This is a genomic window from Vibrio sp. SCSIO 43140 (assembly GCF_023716585.1).
GTDB classification, from domain to species: domain Bacteria; phylum Pseudomonadota; class Gammaproteobacteria; order Enterobacterales; family Vibrionaceae; genus Vibrio; species Vibrio maritimus_B.
Window position 1 is genome coordinate 1,786,275 of the sequence record NZ_CP071850.1, and the last position, 21,238, is coordinate 1,807,512.

Consider the following 21,238-nt stretch of genomic DNA (forward strand, 5'->3'; position numbering starts at 1 on the left):
TACGTTCCTAATACTTGAGTTGCTGTTCTGGGTTTTCTGCCATGTTTTCAAACATATCGACGACACGGCAGTCTTCACACATCGCAATACGACGCAGTGCCGCTTCGTTGTCAAAATGTGAGTGACCGCGTAACTTATCTTGCAGCATAGTGATCATAGATTGGGGTGCGAAAGGCTTGCCACAGCTTAGACACTCCGCAGCTTTCTCTTCATGAAGTGCAATGACTTGAGTTCGAGATTCTTTGTCCCAGTTGATTTGTTGTGTGAGAGACAGTGCAGACTCGGGGCACGCTTTTTCACACATGCCACATTGCACACAGTCTTGCTCAACAAAATCTAGCGCTGGTCTGTCACCTTTGTTGTAAAGTGCTTTTGTTGGACACACTGCAACACAACCCATACACAATGTGCATTTGTCAGTATCACAAGTAACCGTGCCGTATGGCGCCGTCGTTGGTAGTGGCTGGATAGTGTCAGTGACGCCCTGCTTAGCAGACAACACGTCTAATGAATGGAAAAGGCGCTCGCGCTTGCTTCCCTCTACATCGCCAATACGAAGTTCAAGGTCTTTTTCAACTAACGTTGGTAAGCCTTCACGAAGCGACTCTAGGTACAAAATATCTATCGTTTCACGCGCCAGACCGAGATTCTCTAAAAGCTGTTGTGCCATACCGACTTCACTATTGAGAACCGTTTGGATGGTCTCAGGCATATGACGGCTGGCAGCAAACAAAACTTGGGTCGCACCGTTGACTAAAGCCGTGAACCAAGTATCGATACCCACTGAAGGCAGCTCTTCAACCACGACAGGAATGACGTTTTCTGGGAGGGCATTAAGTGCCATGGCGTTGTAACTCTCGTGACGAGAGCTACAGATTAAAATGATGGCATTTTCGCCACCTTGTTGATGATAATTGGCAAGCGTACGCTCAATAAACTTTTGCGTTTCTTGTGGTGTCGGCAATGCATAGTGAATGGCCTCTGTCGGACATGCAGTTGCACAAGTGCCTACACCCTGACAAAGGTACGGATTTATCTCTATTTTGTGTCCGATTTTGTCATTACCTTGGCTACTCAATGCACCAGCAGGGCATGCATCTACACAGCGTTCGCACCCTTTAACACCGCGCGAACTGTGAGCACACATGTCGGTGTCTAAACGAAAGAACTTAGGTTTATCGAAGGTGCCCATTAGACCGGGTATTTCTTCTAGTGCATCGGCTAGCGTAGGATAGCCACGACCAACAGGATAATAACCAGGGACGGGTACTTCCTCCGACATACAACCATTTAGAGAATGGTCGAGAACAATATCGAAACAGTCCCTGCCCACTGAGACTTCAGCTAAATTGCTGTGAGTATTCTTATTATTAATGTGGACACTGAACGTCCCCAAGAAACCAGTAATCTCAATGCTATCTGCGTAATAAAGGTTGTCATGCTCAGAAGGCTCGCCATCGGTAGACAGCAAAGTGAGGGAATGCATGCAAGTCAATTGCTCGGCTGTACTGGTGATAATCGCAGTAGGGCCGACTATTAGGGTGTCGCCATGACTTTCGTAGCTTACAGTTGGCGGTATTAAATTGGATAACTCAACGGTATTTTCAAACGCGTATGAGCGTGCACGTCCATTTTCAGATGTCGCTTGTTGTAATAGTTGTTTTATCATCGCCTATTTCCAGTGTTGGAGTCTTCGCGCTCCGTTTTGGTTTCGTTTGAACCATTTACACATGTTTTGCAATAATTGTTCCAACTATAAATACTGGAAAAAAAGTTTAACTATTAGATAGTTATTACAAATTACCCTCAGTTAATTGGGGCTATTTGTCTCGTGAGACATTTTGTCTCATTGGTTGAGAAAAGAACTTGGGACAAAATGTACCTACTTTCTATGTGGTAAATTTTGTCCCTATATCAATCTATTACGATAATTTTGAGTCAGACTCTTCATCGCCACTGAGCGTTTCATTTCTTTCTGTTTGCTCTTCTTCAACCTGAGTTTCGTCTGGAATCGAAGCTGCTAGAGCCGAATCGTCAGAACCCTCGGATTCTTCAAGATGTTCTTCGACGTCCTTGACCCAACCTCTGAGTGTTTCCGCTACCTCTGTAGCAAGTGGCTTGACGGCTGAGTAGTCGTGGTCGTAATCATTTAGACCATCGACAACATTAAACTCGGGTTGCATAAAAAGCTTTCGTAGTGCTGCTTTTTTTACCGCCTTATCGACTTCTGTATTTGCAAGCAGCTGAGATATAGAAAGTTCTTCACCCTCTACCTCTGGTTCTGATTCAGAAGCCGTGTCCTCTTGCTCACCTTCTAGTTCAGCAACGCTTTCGTCGAGGGAGTGTTCTTCTTCCTGCACTTTCTCTAGCGAAGCACTTTCCTGCTCCGTTTTTTCTAGAGATTGCTCCTCTAATTTTCGCTGTGACCAGCGAGATAAAAAATTATTTGCCACTCGATCGTCCCGCCCCTTTACGTTTCTTACGCCTTACTTCAAGAAGTTCACCATGTCTACCTATAAAAGCCTCCATCCATGCTTGAATAGGCAGCGGAATAGGCTTTGAGAGCACGAGGTAATCTCCATCCATAAAAGAACCAGCAACAGCCTGTGACGCTGTCACCATTATTGGTTTTAAGCTGAGCTCGTCGTGGTTATCTAACACAACGAACAGCATAGGGTTTTGCGAACTTAGGTTGAATCTATAGTCGGTACGCTCATCTCTATAAAGCTCTAAGATGGCATGGGGTTTGCTCTGATCAGTCACTTCTAATTCAAAGCCTTCAAGCTCGCGCTGAGTGCTCGTCCAGCGCCCTACCTGCTTGTCGACAATAGACAAGTCGATTTGAATTGGCCATTGATGTTCGTTTTTCTCAACTTGGAGGGCATCAAAATTAGAAGTTTGAGTAGGAATGGATTCAGGAGTTTCTGACTGCATTTCATATCCCTAAATTAGCGTAAGTTATTTGCGTGCCAAAACTTTATTGGTAATAATCGTTTAAGCATTAGTGAAAACTAAGCAATTATCAAGCCAATAGCCCAGTGCTACTGCCCGACCAAAAGGATATACGCGTGGTTAAACCCAACATTATTAGAACAAGCGAAAATCCCCTTCAAACTATCGAAGTTGACGTCTATGACGAGTACGGTGAAAAACTAACTAAACAAATTGCTTGCGAGCGACCTTTAACGGTGATGCTCAACTGGAAAGAAATCGTTACTCTGATGACATTAGGCTCCAGACCCGACTCATTAGTCTTGGGCTATCTAAAAAACCAAGGGTTTCTCTCAGACCCTGCTGCCATCGAGTCACTAATTATCGATTGGGAGACCCATTCTGCTGCGGTTATCACTAAAGAAAACACTGACTTCTTAGAGGAAGCTTTAAAAAAGAAAACTGTCACATCTGGCTGCGGCCAAGGCACCATGTATGGCAATGTGATGAAGCAGTTAGAAGGCTATCAGGTCCCACAAACGCCACTTAAACAATCTCAGATTTATGCAACACTTGAGGCATTAACTCACTATAACGATACCTACAAAAAAGCCGGTGCAGTCCATGGTTGCGCTATCTGTAAAGGCGATGAGGTATTATCGTTCGTGGAAGATGTCGGTCGCCACAATGCGGTCGACACGCTCGCAGGTGAAATGTGGATCAACGAGGAAACAGGTGACGACAAGATCTTCTACACCACCGGACGATTAACGTCAGAAATGGTTATCAAAGTTGCCCAGATGGGTATCCCAGTACTTTTATCACGCTCTGGGGTGACTCAAATGGGCTTAGACTTAGCGAAACAGTTTGGTATCACTACTATTGCGCGAGCCAAGGGGCTACGTTTTCAAGTGTTTACTGGCGGTGAGAAAGTCGATTTCGATGTCAAAGGTAACAGCTAGCCTTTGCCACCTCTGAACGAGTTCTTAAGCCTCTCTATTAATGGGAGGCTTTTTTCATTGTTTTTTCACCAAGTAAGAATTCATCGTTATTGATTGCTCGTGTCACTCTGTATTACCAACTACTCTCTCGGTTAATACCTAACCACTGCAGAGTCACCATGAATCTTATCGTTAATGTGCACAAAGGCGTTCGGAAACTCGGGTTTGAATGGGCAACACGTCAAGCCTGGAAATGTGGAATGAAAGCAAACCTTGTTACACGTGTTGTTGGAGTCGCCAAAGGTCAGATTGTTTGCGTAATTGAAGGCGTCCGTGCTGAGCTCTCGACTGAGATCAACAATCCTTATCACGATGATGAAAAACAAGGTCGTTATGTGTTTATCGGTGGTGAGATGTGGGAACCAAACAACCTTTTAGCCCCTGCGTTTCCGAGTTTTATGTTTATGCATGTTCGCAATCTGGGTAGCAAACATAAATATATGACTGACGACGAACTGCTGTTCAACTTGGCGTAGCGGTTGAGATGGTCACTCTTTTTCTGAAGTGTTTGATTGGCGCAGCAGCCGTGATGTTGATTGCGATTCTATCCAAGAGTAAGAACTTTTTTATCGCCGGTCTTGTTCCACTGTTCCCGAGCTTTGCGCTGATTGCACACTATATTGTGGCAACTGATCGAAACATGGAGGCGCTTCGAATGACCGCACTGTTTGGGCTGTATTCGTTAATGCCTTATGCCGCTTATTTGATAGCTGTTTATTATTTTAGTTATCATTTGTCTGTAATGGGTACACTACTGTCGGCAGTGTTGGTGTGGGTGATGTTTGCGTATTTGTTGTTGATGGTTTGGGTGCGGAATGTGGTTGTGGTTTAATTCTAAAGATCAAGAGCTTACCCCCTCTAGCTCCCCCTTAGCAAGGGGGAGAATTACAGGCTAGCTCCTAACGTCGCATCGCTTACATTAATGCTCTTCCCCTTACCAAGGGGAGGCTGGGAGGGGTGAATGCGTTGGACTCAAAGAAAGCTCAAAACAACAAGATTGACTTAGAAAAAACGAGGTATGTTTCGACTCTGCACATATTGCGATTTCACCGCATTTACGCCCTCTAACTCCCCCAGCTGCGTGCCCCGTTATAAATGGGGAGAACTGCAGGCTAGCTCCTAACGTCGCATCGACCACTTTTAAACACTAGTTTTCTCTCACATACAAAAAAGCCCCGCTTTCGCGAGGCTTCATTCAGGTATCTAACCGATTATCCATCAATCCCTTTCGATCTCAAGAACTCAGCGTATGTACCACGGAAGTCATTAATCTTGCCGTCTTTGATCTCTAGAATTCGAGTTGCAAGAGAATCTACAAATACACGGTCATGAGATACGAAGAACAATGTACCTTTGTACTGTTCTAGCGCGCTGTTCAATGACTCGATAGATTCCATGTCCATGTGGTTCGTCGGTTCGTCCATCAATAGCATGTTTGGCTTGTGCATCATGATCTTACCTAGCAGCATACGACCTTGCTCACCACCAGATAGTACTTTTACTGACTTCTTAATATCGTCCTGACCAAATAGCATGCGACCTAGGAAGCTACGGATAACTTGCTCGTCATCGCCTTCTTGGCGCCATTGACCCATCCAGTCCATAAGGTTCATGTCTTCTTCGAAGTCATGAGCATGATCCTGCGCATAGTAGCCAATGTTACTATTTTCAGACCACTTGTATTCACCAGTACGAGGCTCTAGAACGCCTGCAAGCGTATTAAGCAGTGTTGTTTTACCCACACCGTTTTCACCGATGATCGCAACACGCTCACCGACTTCGAAAATTGCGTTAAAGCCTGAGAACAAATCATCTTCGAAACCTTGGCTTAGGTTTTCTACGTTAAGCGCGTTACGGAAGAGTTCTTTTTCTTGGTCAAAACGGATAAATGGGTTTTGACGGCTTGAAGGCTTCACTTCTTCTAGCTGAATCTTATCGATTTGCTTAGCACGAGATGTTGCTTGCTTCGCTTTAGATGCGTTTGCAGAGAATCGCGCTACGAAGGTGTTTAGCTCAGCAATTTGAGCTTTCTTCTTCGCGTTGTCTGCTAGTAGACGTTCGCGTGCCTGAGTTGCCGCAACCATGTACTCATCATAGTTACCAGGGAATAAACGAAGCTCACCGTAATCTAAGTCAGCCATGTGGGTACACACTGAGTTTAGGAAGTGACGGTCGTGCGAGATAATAATCATGGTGCAGTTACGCTGGTTCAACGTTTCTTCTAGCCAACGAATGGTGTCCATGTCCAAGTTGTTGGTTGGTTCGTCGAGTAGCATGATGTGCGGGTCAGCGAAAAGAACCTGAGCCAATAGCACACGCAGCTTCCAACCTGGAGCGACTTCACTCATCAAGCCAAAGTGCTGCTCTTCTGGGATACCTACCGCAAGGAGTAGTTCACCTGCTTTCGCTTCCGCCATGTAACCATCAAGTTCTGCGAACTGAACTTCAAGATCCGCTACTTTCATGCCATCTTCTTCACTCATTTCTGGCAGTGAGTAAATACGGTCACGCTCTTGCTTGATAGCCCATAGCTCTTTGTGGCCCATGATAACAGTGTCTACTACCGTAAACTCTTCATAAGCGAACTGGTCCTGGTTCAGTTTTGCAACGCGCTCGTTCGGATCGTAAGAAACGTTACCGCTCGTAGGTTCTAACTCACCGCTCAAAATCTTCATGAATGTCGATTTACCACAGCCGTTTGCGCCAATAAGGCCATAACGGTTGCCTTCGCCAAACTTAATAGAGATGTTTTCAAACAGTGGTTTAGCACCAAACTGTTGAGTGATATTTGCGGTCGATAGCACGAGCGTTACCTTTGTGAATTAACAAAACTGCGCAACCCTACAGTCTCTTGGTCTGAGATGCAAGCAAGAACCACTTTCTAAAAGCAATTCTCTTTAGTTTCGATTGATTTCTACTTCCGTTGAAATTGACCGTATTTCGCACCCAATTGAATAATCCGCACCGTCAACAAAGGCGGCCTTAACTGCTAACCAACCTTAGGTTGTTGACGAATCATTTATAACTATTGGAGTAGAGTAAACAATGAAAAAGTTAGTAGCATTGGCAATAGTAGCAACGTTTGGAGCACACGCAGGTGTTTATACCGATCTGAGCCAGAAATCAAACGGCGACACTAGTGCGAAAGTTGGCTACGCTTTTGAAAATGGAATTTCGACAAGCCTAGAACACGTGCGTAAAAAAGGCTTAAGCAAGTCTAAAGAGACAACCCTTTCTGGTGCTTGGGCTGTTTCTATCACAGATGGCTGGTATGTAAAACCACAAGCAGAAGTTAAGTTTGATCATGGAGAAACAGTATCCATTCACCAGCCAAAAGATTTCAGTTTTAACACGACGATCAACCCTACTTATAAACTTGGACTGGAAACGGGTTATGAATTCGAGAGTGGACTCTATTTAGCAGGTCGTTATCGCTATGAAACGACAAATGTTAGTGCCAAGTTTGATGACATTGCTGGTAATCGCAAAGAGTCAGGTGATCACAATGTAAAAGTACATCGCACAGATCTTAAGTTTGGGTATGCAATGGACGCGGTTGACTTGAGTGTCAATTGGGTTCATAAATCGACCAACGAAGAAGTCGTTTTAAGTGGTCTGGGCTCTGTAGGCATAATAGACTACACGCCTAATGAATTTGAATTTAAAGCGACACTGACAGACTTTGGTGCTGTCGCGCCTTACGCTCAATACACATATAAGCCAGAGTATAAGATTAACAGCGTTAAACTTAATCCAGAAAACGAAGTTAAAGTTGGTTTTGTTTACAGTTTTTAAGCTACTCCAATAGTTGAAAATAGTTAATGGCTTGCCAAGCCCATTAACGCCCTGTTCATAGCTCCGTATACTATGACGCCCTAGCCCATTTTGGTTTGCCAAAGTGGGCTTTTTTCGTTTGATGGCGGCAGGGTGTCAAGAGTGCAACTACACTAAATAAGAAATCAAATAGACTCAACCAGTTACGGACAGTATGACAACAATGATTAGACACACTTTCTGGTTAGTGGTGGTAACTCTCATTCTTAGTTTCCCGGCATCCGCTCGTTGGGACTATCAGGATGACGACCTGCCAACTCCATCTGAAGATGCGCTATCTCTAGAGTCAGAGATTAGTCGACTTCCATCCAAGCTGTTTATGACACCATCAGATTCCAACAAGGTTCGTCGGTTGCTCGCTTATACCTTGGATCAGCAAGACCGAGAAATCATAGCCTTTAACGAAGCATTGGCGGTCTATCGTGATGAGGCAGATGAACAGCATTGGTTTGATGTTCAAACTCAATACTTGACGTTGAACAGCCTAAGCCTCAGTAAACAGACGCTGTTGGAACTTGCATCTGATAAAACCTTCGAGCAATTGACCGGATTTGGCCCCGACGGCGTTACCCAATTTAAACAAGAATTCGAAATAACACGGCTTAACGCTGAATACTTTGTGTTCTTCCAGCTAAGAAGCTTAAAAACCTTAATCAAGGAGATCTTTATCTCCCCTGTTCCCGTTATCTGGGTTGGTGTTCAAGTCTTCTTTATCTACTCAATTCTAATGTGGTGGTTAGCGAACGAGAAACGACTGTTTGAACAGTTCAAAGCGCACGTCGCCTCTGCAATGACGAAACCACCTATTTGGGTTCGATTAATTTGGTATATAGGTCGCGCGAGCAAGGCTATTGCGTGGTTGGTTGCAATAACCGTCTCCTTACGGGTATTGAGCAGCATAGACGCCCTTTCTCAGCTCTATTACATCGAGCTCTTTACGTGGTGGATACTGGGCGGTTCGATTGCCATCTCTTTCATTCTCGAGTTCGTCCAACGTAACAGTTTAGCGACCAACAAAACGGTAGCGGCCCTAAGACTCTCTACGGTACGTCGTTACGTCTGGAGTTTTATTGTTGTTGGGTTAGTGCTGCAAATCGCCTCTCAAAGCCTAGGAAAAGGCACCATTTACTACTGGATAACCACCTTATTCTCCCTTTGGTTTGTGCTCATTACGCTCAGCGTGATTATTATGTGGAAAAAGGTGGTGTTTGAATCGCTCGATAAGATCTCAGACAAGCCTATGCTCATCCATTGGGCTTCGACCAAAAAAGGTGTGTTTATTGTTGGTCTTGTCGCGACCGCGATCGCAACAATGTGGATCGCATTCCATCATCTTAAGAATCGCCTTATTGGGCTTCTATCCCATTACACCTTCTTTAATCAGGCTCTTACCTACTTGTTTAAAATTGAGGTTGCCAAACAAACTGGTAGTAATGCCGATAGCAACCTCGTGAGAGTAAAAGGCGATTCCGCGTTTGATTATGTTCAGCCAGGTGATGATTCAAGCCCATTGATTCCATACGCAAAAGATGAAATGCAGCAGCTTTCAAAATATCTACTTACCAACAGCCCCGCGATTTGTGTCGTCACTGGCGAGCGTGGCGTTGGTGCAACAAGATTGCTCACTCAGATACTTCACAAAGCGAAAAACGCTGAGCCTATTTATATAAACTGTCCAAATGCGGGTTATCAAGAACTCCTTGTCCACCTCGCTGTCAGCTTAGGTCTCGAGGAAGAAACAAGTGAGGTCAAAATTCTTAACCACCTCAGAAAAAGTGACACCCACTATTTAATTGCCATCGATAACTGTCAGAGGTTGGTGAAACCTAAAGTAGGCGGACTGAATGACCTTATTCGCTTTACCAACCTATTGCGCCGATCGAAACAAAGCCATCGTGCAGTATTCTCTATCGAAAAAGCCAGTTGGCGCTTTGTAGACAGAGCGCGAGGAGAACGTCTGCTATTCGATTGGGTCGCATTTCTCCCTCGATGGAGTGAAGAGCAAATCGCGGGGCTGCTGGATAGCAGAATTAATCAGGATGAAAACTACACTGTCAGCTTTGAAGGGCTCACCGTACCTAAGCAGTGGGATAATGACAGTGAATCGGAAGAAGACCGTGCCAAGCAAGGCTTTTATCGAATCCTTTGGCATTATTCAGATGGTAACCCAACGGTTGCGCTACGATTCTTTCGATTCTCTCTCAAGCGTAACAAAGAGACAGACAATGTCGTTGTAAGGTTGTTCCATGCGCCAGAGTCTGAAGAGCTAGACAAGATGCCTAAACCCATGCTCGCCATACTTCGTTCCATCGTTCAGCTTGAGTCAGCCTCTCCAGAGGATGTGTCTGATTGCACTCAGTTAACCATCTCCGAAGTGATCGGCACACTAAGATACTTCCAAAGTCGCGGCTACATTGATTGGAACGAGGATAAAGCTCGTATTTCGGACCACTGGTTTAGGCACATCACCAACGTTCTAGATCGCCAACATTTACTCGTTAAGTAAGGAGCCGAAATGACAAAGTTTTTCGCTTTCACTCTGCTTTTGTTGTTCCCTCTCTGTTCATTGGCGAGCGAGGAGATTGCCAACGTCGATAGCATCACTCAGTTTGCAACACTGATTCGTTGGTCCGGTGTGCTACTCAGTATATTTATCATTATGGGTACTTGGCTGCTCATAAAATTTATGAACTCGATGGTCGAGAGTATTGGCGGTCAGTTTGTTCAGTATCGAATGCTGCTTCAAAAGCTTCAGTCATTCTTGCAGTTCTTCATCTATATGACGGCTGGTATCGTTGTATTCATGCTCAGCTTTCGAATCAACGACCATATTCTTGCTTTAATTGGCGGTACCCTCGCCGTCTCTGTCGGTTTCGCGATGAAGGATCTCGCTGCTTCGTTTATCGCTGGCCTTACAGTCATGATCGATAGGCCGTTTCAGGTGGGGGACCGAGTCACGTTTGAAGGTAACTATGGTGACATACTGACCATAGGTTTACGCTCAGTTCGTATGCGCACCCTAAACGATGACATTATCACCATTCCTAATAACAAGTTTCTAAACGAGGTAACGGTTAGTGGTAACTATGGGGCTCTCGATATGCAGGTCGTTATCCCTTTCTATGTAGGAATGAACGAAGATATTGTTTTAGCTCGTAATCTTATACAAGAAGCAGCGTCATCGAGCCGTTATATTCACCTACCGAAACCCGTTACCGTTTTGGTTAAGCAAACAATCACCGATAACTACTTGGCGATTCAATTAACGTGTAAAGCATATGTGGTGGACACCGCTTATGAAAAACTGTTTGAGACTGACATTACCCTTCGTGTTATGAGTGAGTTCAAGAAACACGGTATTAATCCACCGCAAATCGCTGTGCACTCAAGTTAAGAGTAATGTCTTTGTCGTAATCAGTTATTTAATAGTTGCGGCCAGTTTTTGTCGGCGCTTGCTATGTTGCCGGGAATGTCCTGCTGCCATGTACTTTGAACAGAACGACTATAATTAAGGTACAGTTTGTCGTTATGTATGTACCATGCATTGGGATCGATTTTCGCGGTATAGCCCTTGCTCACGGCCCATGCACAGTATCCTCCATACTGGGGAGCGTACTTTTCTGGGTTTGCGGTAAACAAAGAGAGATTTTCTTGCGATGAAAAGTACCACTCAGCATCGTTCCAGCTATAGGTATAGTCGCTATCGCCTTTTACTGGTTTTCCCTCTGTAAAATAAGCGACGGGATCGTAGCCTCGAATCGCCTTTCCAAAGAAATCACTGTAGACAGGCTCTACTGCATGTGCAGTTGCCGTCAATGCGAGCCATAAAAATACTGGTAGCGCTAATCTAAATAGTTTCATGGTCTCTCCTTGTTTTGGATACGTAACAGCAATAGTAGACAGGACATCTAAGTAGAATCTTTCAGTCCTTTTAAATACATAGTCTATTTTTGGAGGTTCCTATGAAATTGTTATGTATTTTAGCGCTCGGCGTAAGTAGCCTCGCTTTTGCCGGAGGAAATACGGGGGGAACACCCACCGTTCCTTGTTGGGTGGATGGCAATTACGAGGGCAACATGCTGATTACCAAGTGTACTCAATTAGGCGGCTACCCAAGCCTAGAAAGATCGCAACAGTAATCCACGGCACACTATTATTGGTTTTACTAACCAAAAAAATTTGTCGTTCAAACAAAAACATCAAGTTGAAGGGCGTTCGAGCCCTACCTACTATTCTCGGCACATAACGCCGCTCTCATTCCCCTGAGGCGGCGTGACTATGAAAACTCTGGAGTAGTAAACTTGAATAAGTTCTCTGATATGAATTCCAATAAATTGGGCAAAGAACGTTTGAAACGTGAGCATGATTTGCTAATGCTCAACCGCGTAACTGACCGTGAATTTGAATCAAGAATGGCAATCTGGGATGCGATATCTCTCGCAAGCGCGCCACTTGGAGAAGCTAAGCAGTTCGTAGAAGCGACCTTCAATAAACTGCAAAAAGACATCTCTGCAGCAAGTAAAGAATTTACACTAAGTTTTGCCGACTTTGAGGTGATGGCTAACGAGGAGATGAACTACATCCGCGTGAATGTCGCCGATACTCGCTCCCAAAAGATTTGGTACGGTCTTATTTCTGTCATGGTCCTAGGTACTATCTACATCTGCATGGCGTGATGCCTACCTGTGATGAGTAGCGCGAGTTTAACTTTCGTCAAATTCGCGCTTTTTATTGTTGTACCAAACCTGCATTGCAGCAGGATCTTTCATCAACTCTTGCATCTTCGCCATAGCATCGAGATGAGCAGGCTCTTGCTGTTGGTACATCTCCATACCGTGTTGTTTACTGAGCTCAGCAATCTCTTCGAACGTATCTGCCTGAAATTCAAAGTCACAAGCCCCTCCGAGCTGTTTACATGTCATTGATTTCATCCTGCTTCCCTCATTTAATGACCAAATTAATCTAACTTAATCTTAGTCAACACGAAGCGTTTGTTATGTGAAATGACAGCCTTACTTCATTAGATGTAAGTTTGGGACAAACTCTTCTTAACGTTTTTATGCACTTACGAGTAAATGATGATCAGCTTTATTAGGAAGATACAACGTAAATTGGCTCCCTTTACCTACCGTAGATTGAACCTTAATCTCGCCACCAGTTTGGCTGAGAATACTCTGTGAGACTGATAGACCGAGTCCGGTTCCATCACGCTTTGTCGTAAAAAACGGGTCAAAGATACGTTTCAGATTGAGTTCAGAGATACCACACCCTTCATCGATAACATGCACCAGAGCACCGATGCTCTCTTTGCCCTCAATCCAATCTTCGGTCAGTACGGTTAACCTGCCCTTACCGCCCATTGCATGAATGGCATTCATTTGCAGGTTCACGAGGATCTGTAATAGCTGATGGCGATTAACCTCGACCGGTGTTTTAGCATGTAAGTCGACGATAAATTCAATATCACGTTTCTTAGAACCTGTTCTAACTAAGGTGACGCTCTCGTCCACAATCGGATTAACATGCTGCCACGTTATCTCATCTTGTACTCCACCCTGGCGACTGTATTGCAGTAGGCTTCGTGTGATGTTTCGAATACGATCGATTTGAGCAAGTATGGTATCGACTTCTTCCTCTACACGCGTCATATCTGAGCCGAGCTCAAATTTGATCAGTTCGACGTTTCCGAGTATTACTGCTGTTGGGTTGTTGATCTCATGAGCAATACCGGCTGTTAACTCACCGAGAGCAGCGAGCTTTTCATTGGTGACGAGTTTATCGCGAGTTTGGTTTAAGAGCTGAATATGTAACTCAAGCTGCTCGGTTTTCTCCTTTAGACTTGCCGTTCGAGAATGAACCTTAGCCTCAAGCTCATGCGCAGCCTCTTGAATTTGCTCATTCCTGTATTGAAGTTGGTTTAGCATGTTATCGAACTGAGTGGCCAGCTGACTCAGTTCATGATTGGCATTCAGCCCAAGTCCACCTATACGCTCTTCGTCTTTACCCAGTTGCACCATTTTTACTACGCGGTGAATCTGCTCAACTGGGCGAAACAGATCTCGAGCACCACGGTAAACGATTAGTCCGGAGATAAGTAACAGTGTCAGTATGATAGCTGTTACTTCACCGAGGTTAGTGATATAGGTTTTGATAAGTGGCCAAATTAAGTAACCGGTATAAGTAATACCCACCATCTTGCCATGAAGGTCGACGATAGGATTGTAGCCAGCGATATACCAGGAATCATAGACAAAGGCCTTGTCTATCCAGCTTTCTCCCCTAACGAGAACCGCCTGCTTCACTTCGTCTGAAACTACCGTTCCGATAGCACGTCGACCTTCGTAGGAGTCATCCATAGGTACATTAGTGGCGATACGTAAATCATCCAAAAACAGAGTGACGGTTCCCGACACATTACGTTGGTGGGTGCCGCTAGGGTAAATCGTGCTTTTGATTTCATCGACGAGTTGAAGGTTATTGTTCATCAATACACCACCGTCGAGATAACCAAGTAGATTACTTTCTCGATCGAAAACCGGGATGACTGAACGGCTGACTAATGAGCGAGTCTCTACAATTTGTCTGTCTTGATGCCATACTTCTGAGTGATCAGTAAGCGTAGGTTCGATGTCGGTCGCTTCTGAACTGGTTAAGACATCAAAAAAGCTTCGAGCGCCCGCCATTTCTTGATAACGACTCATATCCGCTATTTGAGATTTTGGGTTCCAACGTAGAAAGTCTAAGCCGTATCTCGCTCTCTGTGAGCTTATCCAAGTGTCAAACTCGTCATGGGTCTGAAGATGATCAAGGCGTGTTCGGAATTCATAAGACGAAGAGAATGCTTCCAGATGTTCGTACTGCCGCTCCTGTAGGCGATGGATCTTATCTTCGACGATATTTAGGCGTTCAGACACATCTACTAGCGCGCTCTGCCACGTGTAATGTATTGACCAATAGGCCGTAATGCCAAACAAGGCAATTAACGTAAGTACAATTGGCGCGGACGTGAGAAACAGCAGACGATAGCGAACCATCGATGACATTCGATATCGCCATTTGCTAATAAAACGATTTTCCTTATTCATCAGACCCGTTCTCGTCCCACTCTTTGTACTTGCGTTCTAGCGTTTTACGGGCGACACCAAGGTCTCGTGATGCAGCAGACTTGTTACCTGAGTGATAGTCAACCACCTGTTGAATATGAGATTTTTCTACATCTTTTAACGACCAGGAATTTGGATAGCCAAACTCTGCTTCAATCGGCGTTGTGGTACTAGGCATGATAGTAAGATCATTGACCGACATAGTTATCGCTGTATTGACTGCACCACCTTTCATCTCAACGAAATGGTGTGCTGGTGGTTTATTGAGCAAGATACAGCGCTCCAGCATGTTCTTAAGCTCACGAACGTTGCCTGGCCAGTCATAGTCTTGCATCATGTGCATATCTTCATGCGCCCATTTAGGCTCTGGTACACCGAGTTCTTTAGCAAGATAACGCGTGAAAAACGGGACTAGGTCAGAAAGATCCGCCAATCGCTCTCGTAGTGCGGGCACATCAATTTTTAGTACGTTCAGCCTATAGAACAAATCCTCTCGAAACTCTCCTTTGTTTACTTGGTCTCGTAAATTTCGATTCGTGGCGGCAACGACTCTTACATCGATACTGATCTCTTTTTCAGTACCTACGGGACGAACTGTACGTTGCTCAAGAACGCGAAGTAGTGACGCTTGCATCGCCAGCGGCATTTCGCCTATCTCATCTAAAAACAGTGTTCCGCCGCTCGCCACTCTGAACAGCCCCTCTCGGTTTTTCTTAGCTCCAGTAAAAGCGCCTGCGGAATGGCCAAACAACTCACTCTCTAACAGTTCTGGAGCTAGTGCTCCGCAGTTCACTGCGACAAAAGGTCCCTGCCTTTTGCTCGCCGCATGAATACCTCTAGCCACCAGCTCCTTACCTGTACCCGACTCGCCTTCGATAAGAACAGACGCTCGTGACGGTGCGAACTGAGCAATGAGTTGTTTTAACTGCTTTGTTTTTTCAGAGTTGCCGATGAGATCTTTACTAACCCTGCGGCTGATATCGTGACTTAGCGCGAGATTCATTCGTTCAGCGAGGCGTTTATCCATACAACGCTTAACTGCTTGTAGCATTTGCTCAAGGTTAAATGGCTTAAGGATAAAGTCTGATGCTCCCAGTTTTAACGCACTGATTGCGACTTCTAGGTCTGCATAGCCAGTCATGAAGATAATGTCGGCTTTTCGCTCTTGATCATTAAACGCCTCCTCCCATTCGATACCTGAGCGACCAGGAAGGTTGATATCGAGAATAATCAGATCGTAATGGTTAGCTAGACGCATCTCTTCCGCCTGCTCGACACTGCTTGCGGTTTCAACATGACCGAAGCCTTTGCTAAGCGCTTTTTTCAGGACGGTTTGCATTCCGACTTCGTCATCGACGACAAGCACAGAAAACGCAAGATAGGGAGAAGACTGTTGATTTGGGATATCTGATGTTTGGAAGAAAGTCATAAATAATTGTTATTGTTCCTATTTGAGACAGAGTGTACCAATCTGTGGCGAAACATCATGGGTAATATTGCGACATTTTGTCCCAGCTCAAATTAATTGTAGTTTACTCTCTGAATTTTTTAGCAAAATGTCGCACTTTGCCTCTTTTTTCCTAAGGAAATTATGGCATTGTCTTTGCTTAAGGATAGAGCTCGCAAAGAGCACATGGTTTTACGATAAAAACAAAAATGGAAATTACTATGACATTCCCTCGATTAATGGTGACGGCGGTATCCCTAGCTACGCTATCTGTTTCGGCTTATGCAGACAGCACGGAGCAACCGCGCGTCAGACTTGCAACGACTACTAGCACGTACCATTCAGGCTTACTCGATTACCTTCTCCCAGAATTTACCCAAGAAACTGGTTATCAAGTTGATATCATCGCAGCGGGTACCGGTAAATCGCTAAAAATGGGCGAAAATGGCGATGTGGACGTAGTAATGACGCACGCGCCTAAAGCCGAAGCTAGCTTCGTTGAAGCAGGCTACGGCATCGAACCACGCAGTGTGATGTACAACGATTTTGTGATTGTTGGCCCAGACAAAGATCCTGCTCACATCCACGATCAAAAAAGCATCGAACAAGTTTTTGATCATATTGCAAAGGCAAACGCTATCTTCATTTCGCGCGGAGATGACTCGGGAACACACAAGAAAGAGCTGCAGATCTGGAAGCAAACCAAGATTGAGCCTGATTTCGGTGGCTACCGCTCAGTAGGTCAAGGTATGGGGCCGACACTGAATATGGCATCAGAGATGCAAGGTTACACGATGACTGACCGTGGTACTTGGCTCGCTTACCAAGCGAAGCTTGACCTCAAAGTGTTATTTGAGGGTGACAAGCAGCTGTTCAACCCATACCAAGTTATCGTGGTGAATCCACAGCGTTACCCTACTCTTAATACTAAAGGCGCCCGTGCCCTGAGTGACTGGCTTGTATCGGAGAAAGGTCAATCGATGATTAACAGCTACCGTAAAATGGGTGAGCAGTTGTTTGTTGCGGATGCAGAGAAAAACAACAGTTAATGAGTATCACCGAAACGACAATGGAGGCCCTAGGCCTCCTATTTAGCTTAGACAAAGATCTGTGGCGCATTGTGGCGGTTTCCTTCAGCGTTTCGATATCTGCTGTCTCACTGGTTGTGCTGCCCGCAATCATCGTCTCATATCTTCTCGCCTACACGAACTTTCCCGGAAAGTGGTTTTTGCTGTCGTTGGTTAACACGATGCAAGCGATTCCGACGGTCGTCATTGGTTTGTTGCTTTACATGCTGCTTTCTCGCTCGGGACCACTTGGTAATTGGGAGATGCTGTTCACGCAACGCGCAATGATTGTAGGTCAAATACTGATCTGCTTTCCTGTGCTCGTTTCAATGATGCATGGCGCACTTCAAAGTACCGATAGACGTGCACTGGAAACGTCTGTCACCCTCGGTGTATCACGTTTTCGAACTCTAATGACATTGATTTGGGAGTCTCGCTTCCCTCTTATGGCCGCTGTCGTCGCTGGCTTCTCTAGAATCGTGACAGAGGTTGGCTGTTCAATGATGGTCGGCGGTAACATTATGGGATTAACTCGAAATATCCCAACCGCTATCGCAATGGAGAGCCATAAAGGCGCATTTGCTCAAGGTGTCGCCCTTGGAATCGTTCTACTTGTGTTAGCACTCGTGCTCAACTTCCTTCTTTCATCGATGCGCGGTAAGGGTGTACTGAGAACCTGATATAGCTCCACTGTTTTTGATACTAACCACTATAATTAATCCAAGACTCTGCTTAAGGGACAACAATGACAATACAGCTACAAGCAAAGCAGGTTTCAATGCGATTCAAGGATCGCGTCCTTTTTCATATCCCCAGCCTTACAATTGGTCCAAATGAAGCCGTTTATCTGAAGGGAGACAATGGCGTTGGTAAGACAACATTACTGAAAATACTTGCCGGACTGCTCAAGCCGACATCAGGCGATGTACTGCCTCGCCATCAATCGCTGTTTACTGGCTTGTTTCGCGGGCCAGGACGCAAAGACGTTATTTATTTGCACCAATCGCCTTATCTGTTCGATGGTTCAGTATTTCAGAATGTTGTGTACGGCATTAAACACAAGAATTTAGATCTTCATGACAAACGTGCTGAGGTGATCTCAGCTTTACGCCTTGTCGGGCTTGAAACGCTCGCTGACGAGCACGTCTCTGTACTGTCTGGTGGTGAAAAGCAGCGCGTTGCGATGGCGCGAGCATGGGTGCTAAAACCTTCGATTTTACTAATGGACGAACCAAGCGCCTCTCTCGACCAAGAGTCTATCGAGCGTCTTGTCTTTATGGCTCAAGATTTACTAAAGCATGGCTCAAGTATCGTCATTACAAGCCACCAAACCAACGCGTTAACTCGGTTGTGTCGAAAACAATGGTGGATTAAAGACTGCACCTTGATAGAATCACCATTGCTACAAATCATCGATAAAGAACATAAAGATAAAGAGAATAACTATGTTGCATCCAACTCAGACTAGTTGGGTCATTCTTGCTGGAGGACAAGCCTCTCGTATGGGTGGCAATGATAAAGGTCTTATCGAGTTTAATGGTAAGCCACTCATTGAACATGTGTTAGAGCGATTGGCTACACAAACTCAATCCATCACCATCAATGCCAACCGCAATCAAGATAAATATGGGCACTATGCCCCTGTGATCAGTGATACTTACCCGGATTTTCCGGGTCCACTTGGTGGTATCCATGCTGGTCTTGCCTCAGCAAAAACAGACTGGGTCGGATTTGTCCCTTGCGATAGCCCTTTCGTAGACGAGTCTGTGGTTGAAAGATTCTGCCAAGCGGCCAAACAAGACAGTGACATACTGGTCGCTCACGATGGAGACTTCCATCAACCAGTATTTACTATGTTCCATAAGCGGGTGTTACCAAAGCTGGAAGCCTTTCTCGAGCGAGGAGATCGTAAGATCATTCTGCTCTATAAAGAATGTCATACAGAGTACGTCGATTTCTCTGATAATCCAGAATGCTTTGTAAACCTGAATACGCCAGAAGAACTCGCTAAATTAGCGATTGCCAACGATCAACAGTAAAGAGCCTATTTATGACTATCAAGTCCATCAACAACGTCCCCCTACTCGGCTTTGCTGCATACAGTGGTACCGGAAAAACGACCTTACTCGAAGCGTTGCTGCCCATGTTAACTGAGACAGGATTACGTATTGGCGTACTCAAACATGCTCATCACAACTTTGACGTGGATAAACCCGGTAAAGACAGTTACCGCCTTCGCAAAGCGGGCGCGAGCCAAATGTTGATCTCTTCACGCTATCGCCATGCGCTTATGACGGAAACACCAGATTCCGAAGCTGGCTTCGAATACTTATTATCTCGATTTGACCATAAGGCGCTCGATTTGATCCTAGTGGAAGGATGCAAAAACATCGCGTTTCCAAAGATTGAATTAAACCGACAAGAAGTGGGTAAACCTTGGCTTCACCCTAGTGACGACAACATTATTGCTATTGCATCAGACAGTGAACTCGATGTTGAACTTCCAACCATGAGTATCAATGATCTCAATGCGATTAAGACCTTCATTCTGGGTTATGTGCAAAAGCAAGAAACACCAAGAGCAAATGCTGCCGCATGTTGCGATACGTTATCTCCAGCGTTTCTTTCCGTTGTTCAAGGGCAAGAGAAAATCCTAAATGCAGTCGAAGCGATTAGTGCGTCAGAAACAGTGACAATCACAGAGGCATACGGACGAGTCTTGCTCGATGACATTAGTTCACCAATCAATGTACCGGCTTATACCAACTCGGCGATGGATGGCTATGCGATTATTGGCGCTGACAACCATCGTACCCAGTTCGATGTTGTAGCAAGTGTGATGGCAGGACACGGATATGACAAAGCGTTAGAGCCAGGTCAAGCAGTGCAGATCATGACCGGGGCACCTATGCCAGTTGGCGCAGACACGGTCGTGATGAGAGAACAAGCACTGGTAGATGGTAATTCAGTCGGCTTTGGCGATGCAGCGATCAAAACAGGTCAGAACGTGAGACAAGCTGGTGAAGACTTAGCCGTTGGACAAGCTGTGTTTACCTCCGGAACCTTACTTCAAGCACCTGAATTAGGCATGATAGCCTCTTTGGGTATGGATTCGGTGACGGTTAAACGAGCGCTTCGTGTCGCTGTTTTTTCTACTGGAGATGAAGTTCAAGCACCAGGTACACCGTTACAGGCAAACTCTATCTACGACTCGAACCGATTCACCATCATGGCTATGCTTAAAAAGCTAGGCTGCGATATCGTTGATCTCGGCATTTTAGAGGATGACGAGAGTGTGATGGAGCGTGCTATTGTCGAAGCCAGTGAGAGCGCTGATTTAGTGATTACTTCTGGTGGCGTGTCGGTTGGTGACGCGGACTTTATAAAAAACGTATTAGAAAAGCGCGGCAGCGTAGATTTTTGGCGAATCAATATGCGCCCAGGTCGTCCTCTTGCGTTTGGCGATATTAATGGGGTTCCGTTCTTCGGCCTTCCAGGTAACCCTGTTGCCGTAATGGTTTCATTTATTAACTTTGTTGAGCCTGCAATTAAGAAGATGCAAGGTGCACAAAAATTCGCTCCACTTAAAGTTCAAGCCATTGCGACAGAATCGTTGCGTTCTCGCCAGGGGCGAACTGAGTTCAGTCGTGGGGTGTACGAAGTGGACCAAGAGAGCGGGCAACTTTCGGTTAAAACGACAGGCAAACAAGGCTCAGGCATCTTGCGTTCGATGAGTGAAGCAAACTGTCTGATAGAGATAGCTCCACACATCGATACAGTAAAACCCGGTGAAAGCGTGACAATTATCCCGCTTCAAGGCAGAATCTAGCGCTTAGATTTGTCAGGCATCAAATA

20 protein-coding genes are annotated in these 21,238 nt (G+C 45.2%); 12 read left to right on the plus strand and 8 right to left on the minus strand.

The genetic code is table 11. The features are described 5' to 3' along the window. Positions 1 to 7 precede the first annotated feature (7 nt). The 3 genes from J4N45_RS08280 to J4N45_RS08290 all read right to left on the minus strand — a co-directional run bounded on the left by J4N45_RS08280 (position 8) and on the right by J4N45_RS08290 (position 2,934). Positions 8 to 1,669: a 4Fe-4S dicluster domain-containing protein gene (locus J4N45_RS08280; protein ID WP_252014486.1), complete on the minus strand. Its 1,662-nt coding sequence runs from the start codon at positions 1,667 to 1,669 to the stop codon at positions 8 to 10. A gap of 253 nt (positions 1,670 to 1,922) precedes the next feature. After that, positions 1,923 to 2,453, minus strand: a complete 531-nt coding sequence (locus tag J4N45_RS08285; protein ID WP_252014488.1) for a DUF3306 domain-containing protein — start codon at positions 2,451 to 2,453, stop codon at positions 1,923 to 1,925. Continuing rightward, positions 2,443 to 2,934 (minus strand): DUF3305 domain-containing protein, encoded by a 492-nt coding sequence (locus J4N45_RS08290; RefSeq protein WP_252014489.1) that lies wholly within the window; start codon positions 2,932 to 2,934, stop codon positions 2,443 to 2,445. Before J4N45_RS08290 ends, J4N45_RS08285 begins: the two co-directional genes overlap by 11 nt. Before the next feature lie 134 nt (positions 2,935 to 3,068). On the opposite strand from J4N45_RS08290, the gene J4N45_RS08295 reads away from it, so the two are divergent. From J4N45_RS08295 to J4N45_RS08305, 3 genes are all read left to right on the plus strand, one after another. After that, positions 3,069 to 3,893, plus strand: coding sequence for a formate dehydrogenase accessory sulfurtransferase FdhD (locus J4N45_RS08295; RefSeq protein WP_112480080.1), 825 nt, complete (start codon positions 3,069 to 3,071; stop codon positions 3,891 to 3,893). Positions 3,894 to 4,051: 158 nt separating this feature from the next. Continuing rightward, positions 4,052 to 4,408: an acyl-CoA synthetase gene (locus J4N45_RS08300; RefSeq protein WP_252014491.1), complete on the plus strand. Its 357-nt coding sequence runs from the start codon at positions 4,052 to 4,054 to the stop codon at positions 4,406 to 4,408. An 8-nt stretch (positions 4,409 to 4,416) separates the two neighbouring features. Then, complete coding sequence (locus J4N45_RS08305) at positions 4,417 to 4,764, plus strand: GlpM family protein (protein WP_252014493.1); 348 nt, start codon at positions 4,417 to 4,419, stop codon at positions 4,762 to 4,764. A gap of 379 nt (positions 4,765 to 5,143) precedes the next feature. On the opposite strand, the gene J4N45_RS08310 is transcribed toward J4N45_RS08305, so the two are convergent. After that, the gene (locus J4N45_RS08310) at positions 5,144 to 6,736 is read right to left on the minus strand and encodes an ABC-F family ATPase (protein WP_042472957.1); all 1,593 of its coding nucleotides are present in this window, start codon (positions 6,734 to 6,736) and stop codon (positions 5,144 to 5,146) included. 241 nt (positions 6,737 to 6,977) lie between these two features. On the opposite strand from J4N45_RS08310, the gene J4N45_RS08315 reads away from it, so the two are divergent. The 3 genes from J4N45_RS08315 (at position 6,978) to J4N45_RS08325 (ending at position 11,160) form a co-directional block, all read left to right on the plus strand. Further along, positions 6,978 to 7,727 carry an oligogalacturonate-specific porin KdgM family protein gene (locus tag J4N45_RS08315; RefSeq protein ID WP_252014495.1) on the plus strand — a complete coding sequence of 250 codons (750 nt, stop codon included), beginning with the start codon at positions 6,978 to 6,980 and terminating at the stop codon, positions 7,725 to 7,727. A gap of 202 nt (positions 7,728 to 7,929) precedes the next feature. Then, the gene (locus tag J4N45_RS08320) at positions 7,930 to 10,272 is read left to right on the plus strand and encodes an ATP-binding protein (protein ID WP_503056666.1); all 2,343 of its coding nucleotides are present in this window, start codon (positions 7,930 to 7,932) and stop codon (positions 10,270 to 10,272) included. A 9-nt stretch (positions 10,273 to 10,281) separates the two neighbouring features. Next, on the plus strand, positions 10,282 to 11,160 hold the full coding sequence (locus J4N45_RS08325; RefSeq protein ID WP_252014499.1) for a mechanosensitive ion channel family protein: 879 nt from the start codon (positions 10,282 to 10,284) through the stop codon (positions 11,158 to 11,160). Positions 11,161 to 11,180: 20 nt separating this feature from the next. Here the strand turns inward: J4N45_RS08325 and J4N45_RS08330 are convergent, their stop codons facing one another. After that, positions 11,181 to 11,627, minus strand: a complete 447-nt coding sequence (locus J4N45_RS08330) for a YHS domain-containing (seleno)protein (RefSeq protein ID WP_128648496.1) — start codon at positions 11,625 to 11,627, stop codon at positions 11,181 to 11,183. Positions 11,628 to 12,085: 458 nt separating this feature from the next. Here J4N45_RS08330 and J4N45_RS08335 point away from each other — a divergent pair, with 458 nt between their 5' ends. Continuing rightward, a complete protein-coding gene (locus J4N45_RS08335; protein ID WP_234495995.1) occupies positions 12,086 to 12,442 on the plus strand; it encodes a thiamine-phosphate diphosphorylase in 357 nt (118 codons plus the stop codon). Between the two features lie 27 nt (positions 12,443 to 12,469). Here the strand turns inward: J4N45_RS08335 and J4N45_RS08340 are convergent, their stop codons facing one another. The 3 genes from J4N45_RS08340 to J4N45_RS08350 all read right to left on the minus strand — a co-directional run bounded on the left by J4N45_RS08340 (position 12,470) and on the right by J4N45_RS08350 (position 16,298). Further along, on the minus strand, positions 12,470 to 12,697 hold the full coding sequence (locus J4N45_RS08340) for a DUF1059 domain-containing protein (RefSeq protein WP_042472951.1): 228 nt from the start codon (positions 12,695 to 12,697) through the stop codon (positions 12,470 to 12,472). Between the two features lie 126 nt (positions 12,698 to 12,823). Further along, positions 12,824 to 14,851 (minus strand): sensor histidine kinase, encoded by a 2,028-nt coding sequence (locus J4N45_RS08345; protein ID WP_252014501.1) that lies wholly within the window; start codon positions 14,849 to 14,851, stop codon positions 12,824 to 12,826. After that, positions 14,844 to 16,298, minus strand: a complete 1,455-nt coding sequence (locus J4N45_RS08350; RefSeq protein ID WP_252014502.1) for a sigma-54-dependent transcriptional regulator — start codon at positions 16,296 to 16,298, stop codon at positions 14,844 to 14,846. Before J4N45_RS08350 ends, J4N45_RS08345 begins: the two co-directional genes overlap by 8 nt. A 239-nt stretch (positions 16,299 to 16,537) precedes the next feature. On the opposite strand from J4N45_RS08350, the gene J4N45_RS08355 reads away from it, so the two are divergent. The 5 genes from J4N45_RS08355 (at position 16,538) to J4N45_RS08375 (ending at position 21,212) form a co-directional block, all read left to right on the plus strand. Next, on the plus strand, positions 16,538 to 17,365 hold the full coding sequence (locus tag J4N45_RS08355) for an ABC transporter substrate-binding protein (protein ID WP_252014503.1): 828 nt from the start codon (positions 16,538 to 16,540) through the stop codon (positions 17,363 to 17,365). Then, positions 17,365 to 18,063 carry an ABC transporter permease gene (locus tag J4N45_RS08360; protein WP_042472944.1) on the plus strand — a complete coding sequence of 233 codons (699 nt, stop codon included), beginning with the start codon at positions 17,365 to 17,367 and terminating at the stop codon, positions 18,061 to 18,063. The genes J4N45_RS08355 and J4N45_RS08360 overlap by 1 nt, the downstream gene beginning before the upstream one ends. Positions 18,064 to 18,128: 65 nt before the next feature. Further along, on the plus strand, positions 18,129 to 18,851 hold the full coding sequence (locus J4N45_RS08365) for an energy-coupling factor ABC transporter ATP-binding protein (protein WP_252014504.1): 723 nt from the start codon (positions 18,129 to 18,131) through the stop codon (positions 18,849 to 18,851). Further along, on the plus strand, positions 18,829 to 19,422 hold the full coding sequence (gene mobA / locus J4N45_RS08370; RefSeq protein ID WP_252014505.1) for a molybdenum cofactor guanylyltransferase MobA: 594 nt from the start codon (positions 18,829 to 18,831) through the stop codon (positions 19,420 to 19,422). Before J4N45_RS08365 ends, mobA begins: the two co-directional genes overlap by 23 nt. Positions 19,423 to 19,433: 11 nt before the next feature. Next, complete coding sequence (locus tag J4N45_RS08375; RefSeq protein ID WP_503056674.1) at positions 19,434 to 21,212, plus strand: bifunctional molybdopterin-guanine dinucleotide biosynthesis adaptor protein MobB/molybdopterin molybdotransferase MoeA; 1,779 nt, start codon at positions 19,434 to 19,436, stop codon at positions 21,210 to 21,212. Positions 21,213 to 21,238 lie beyond the last annotated feature (26 nt).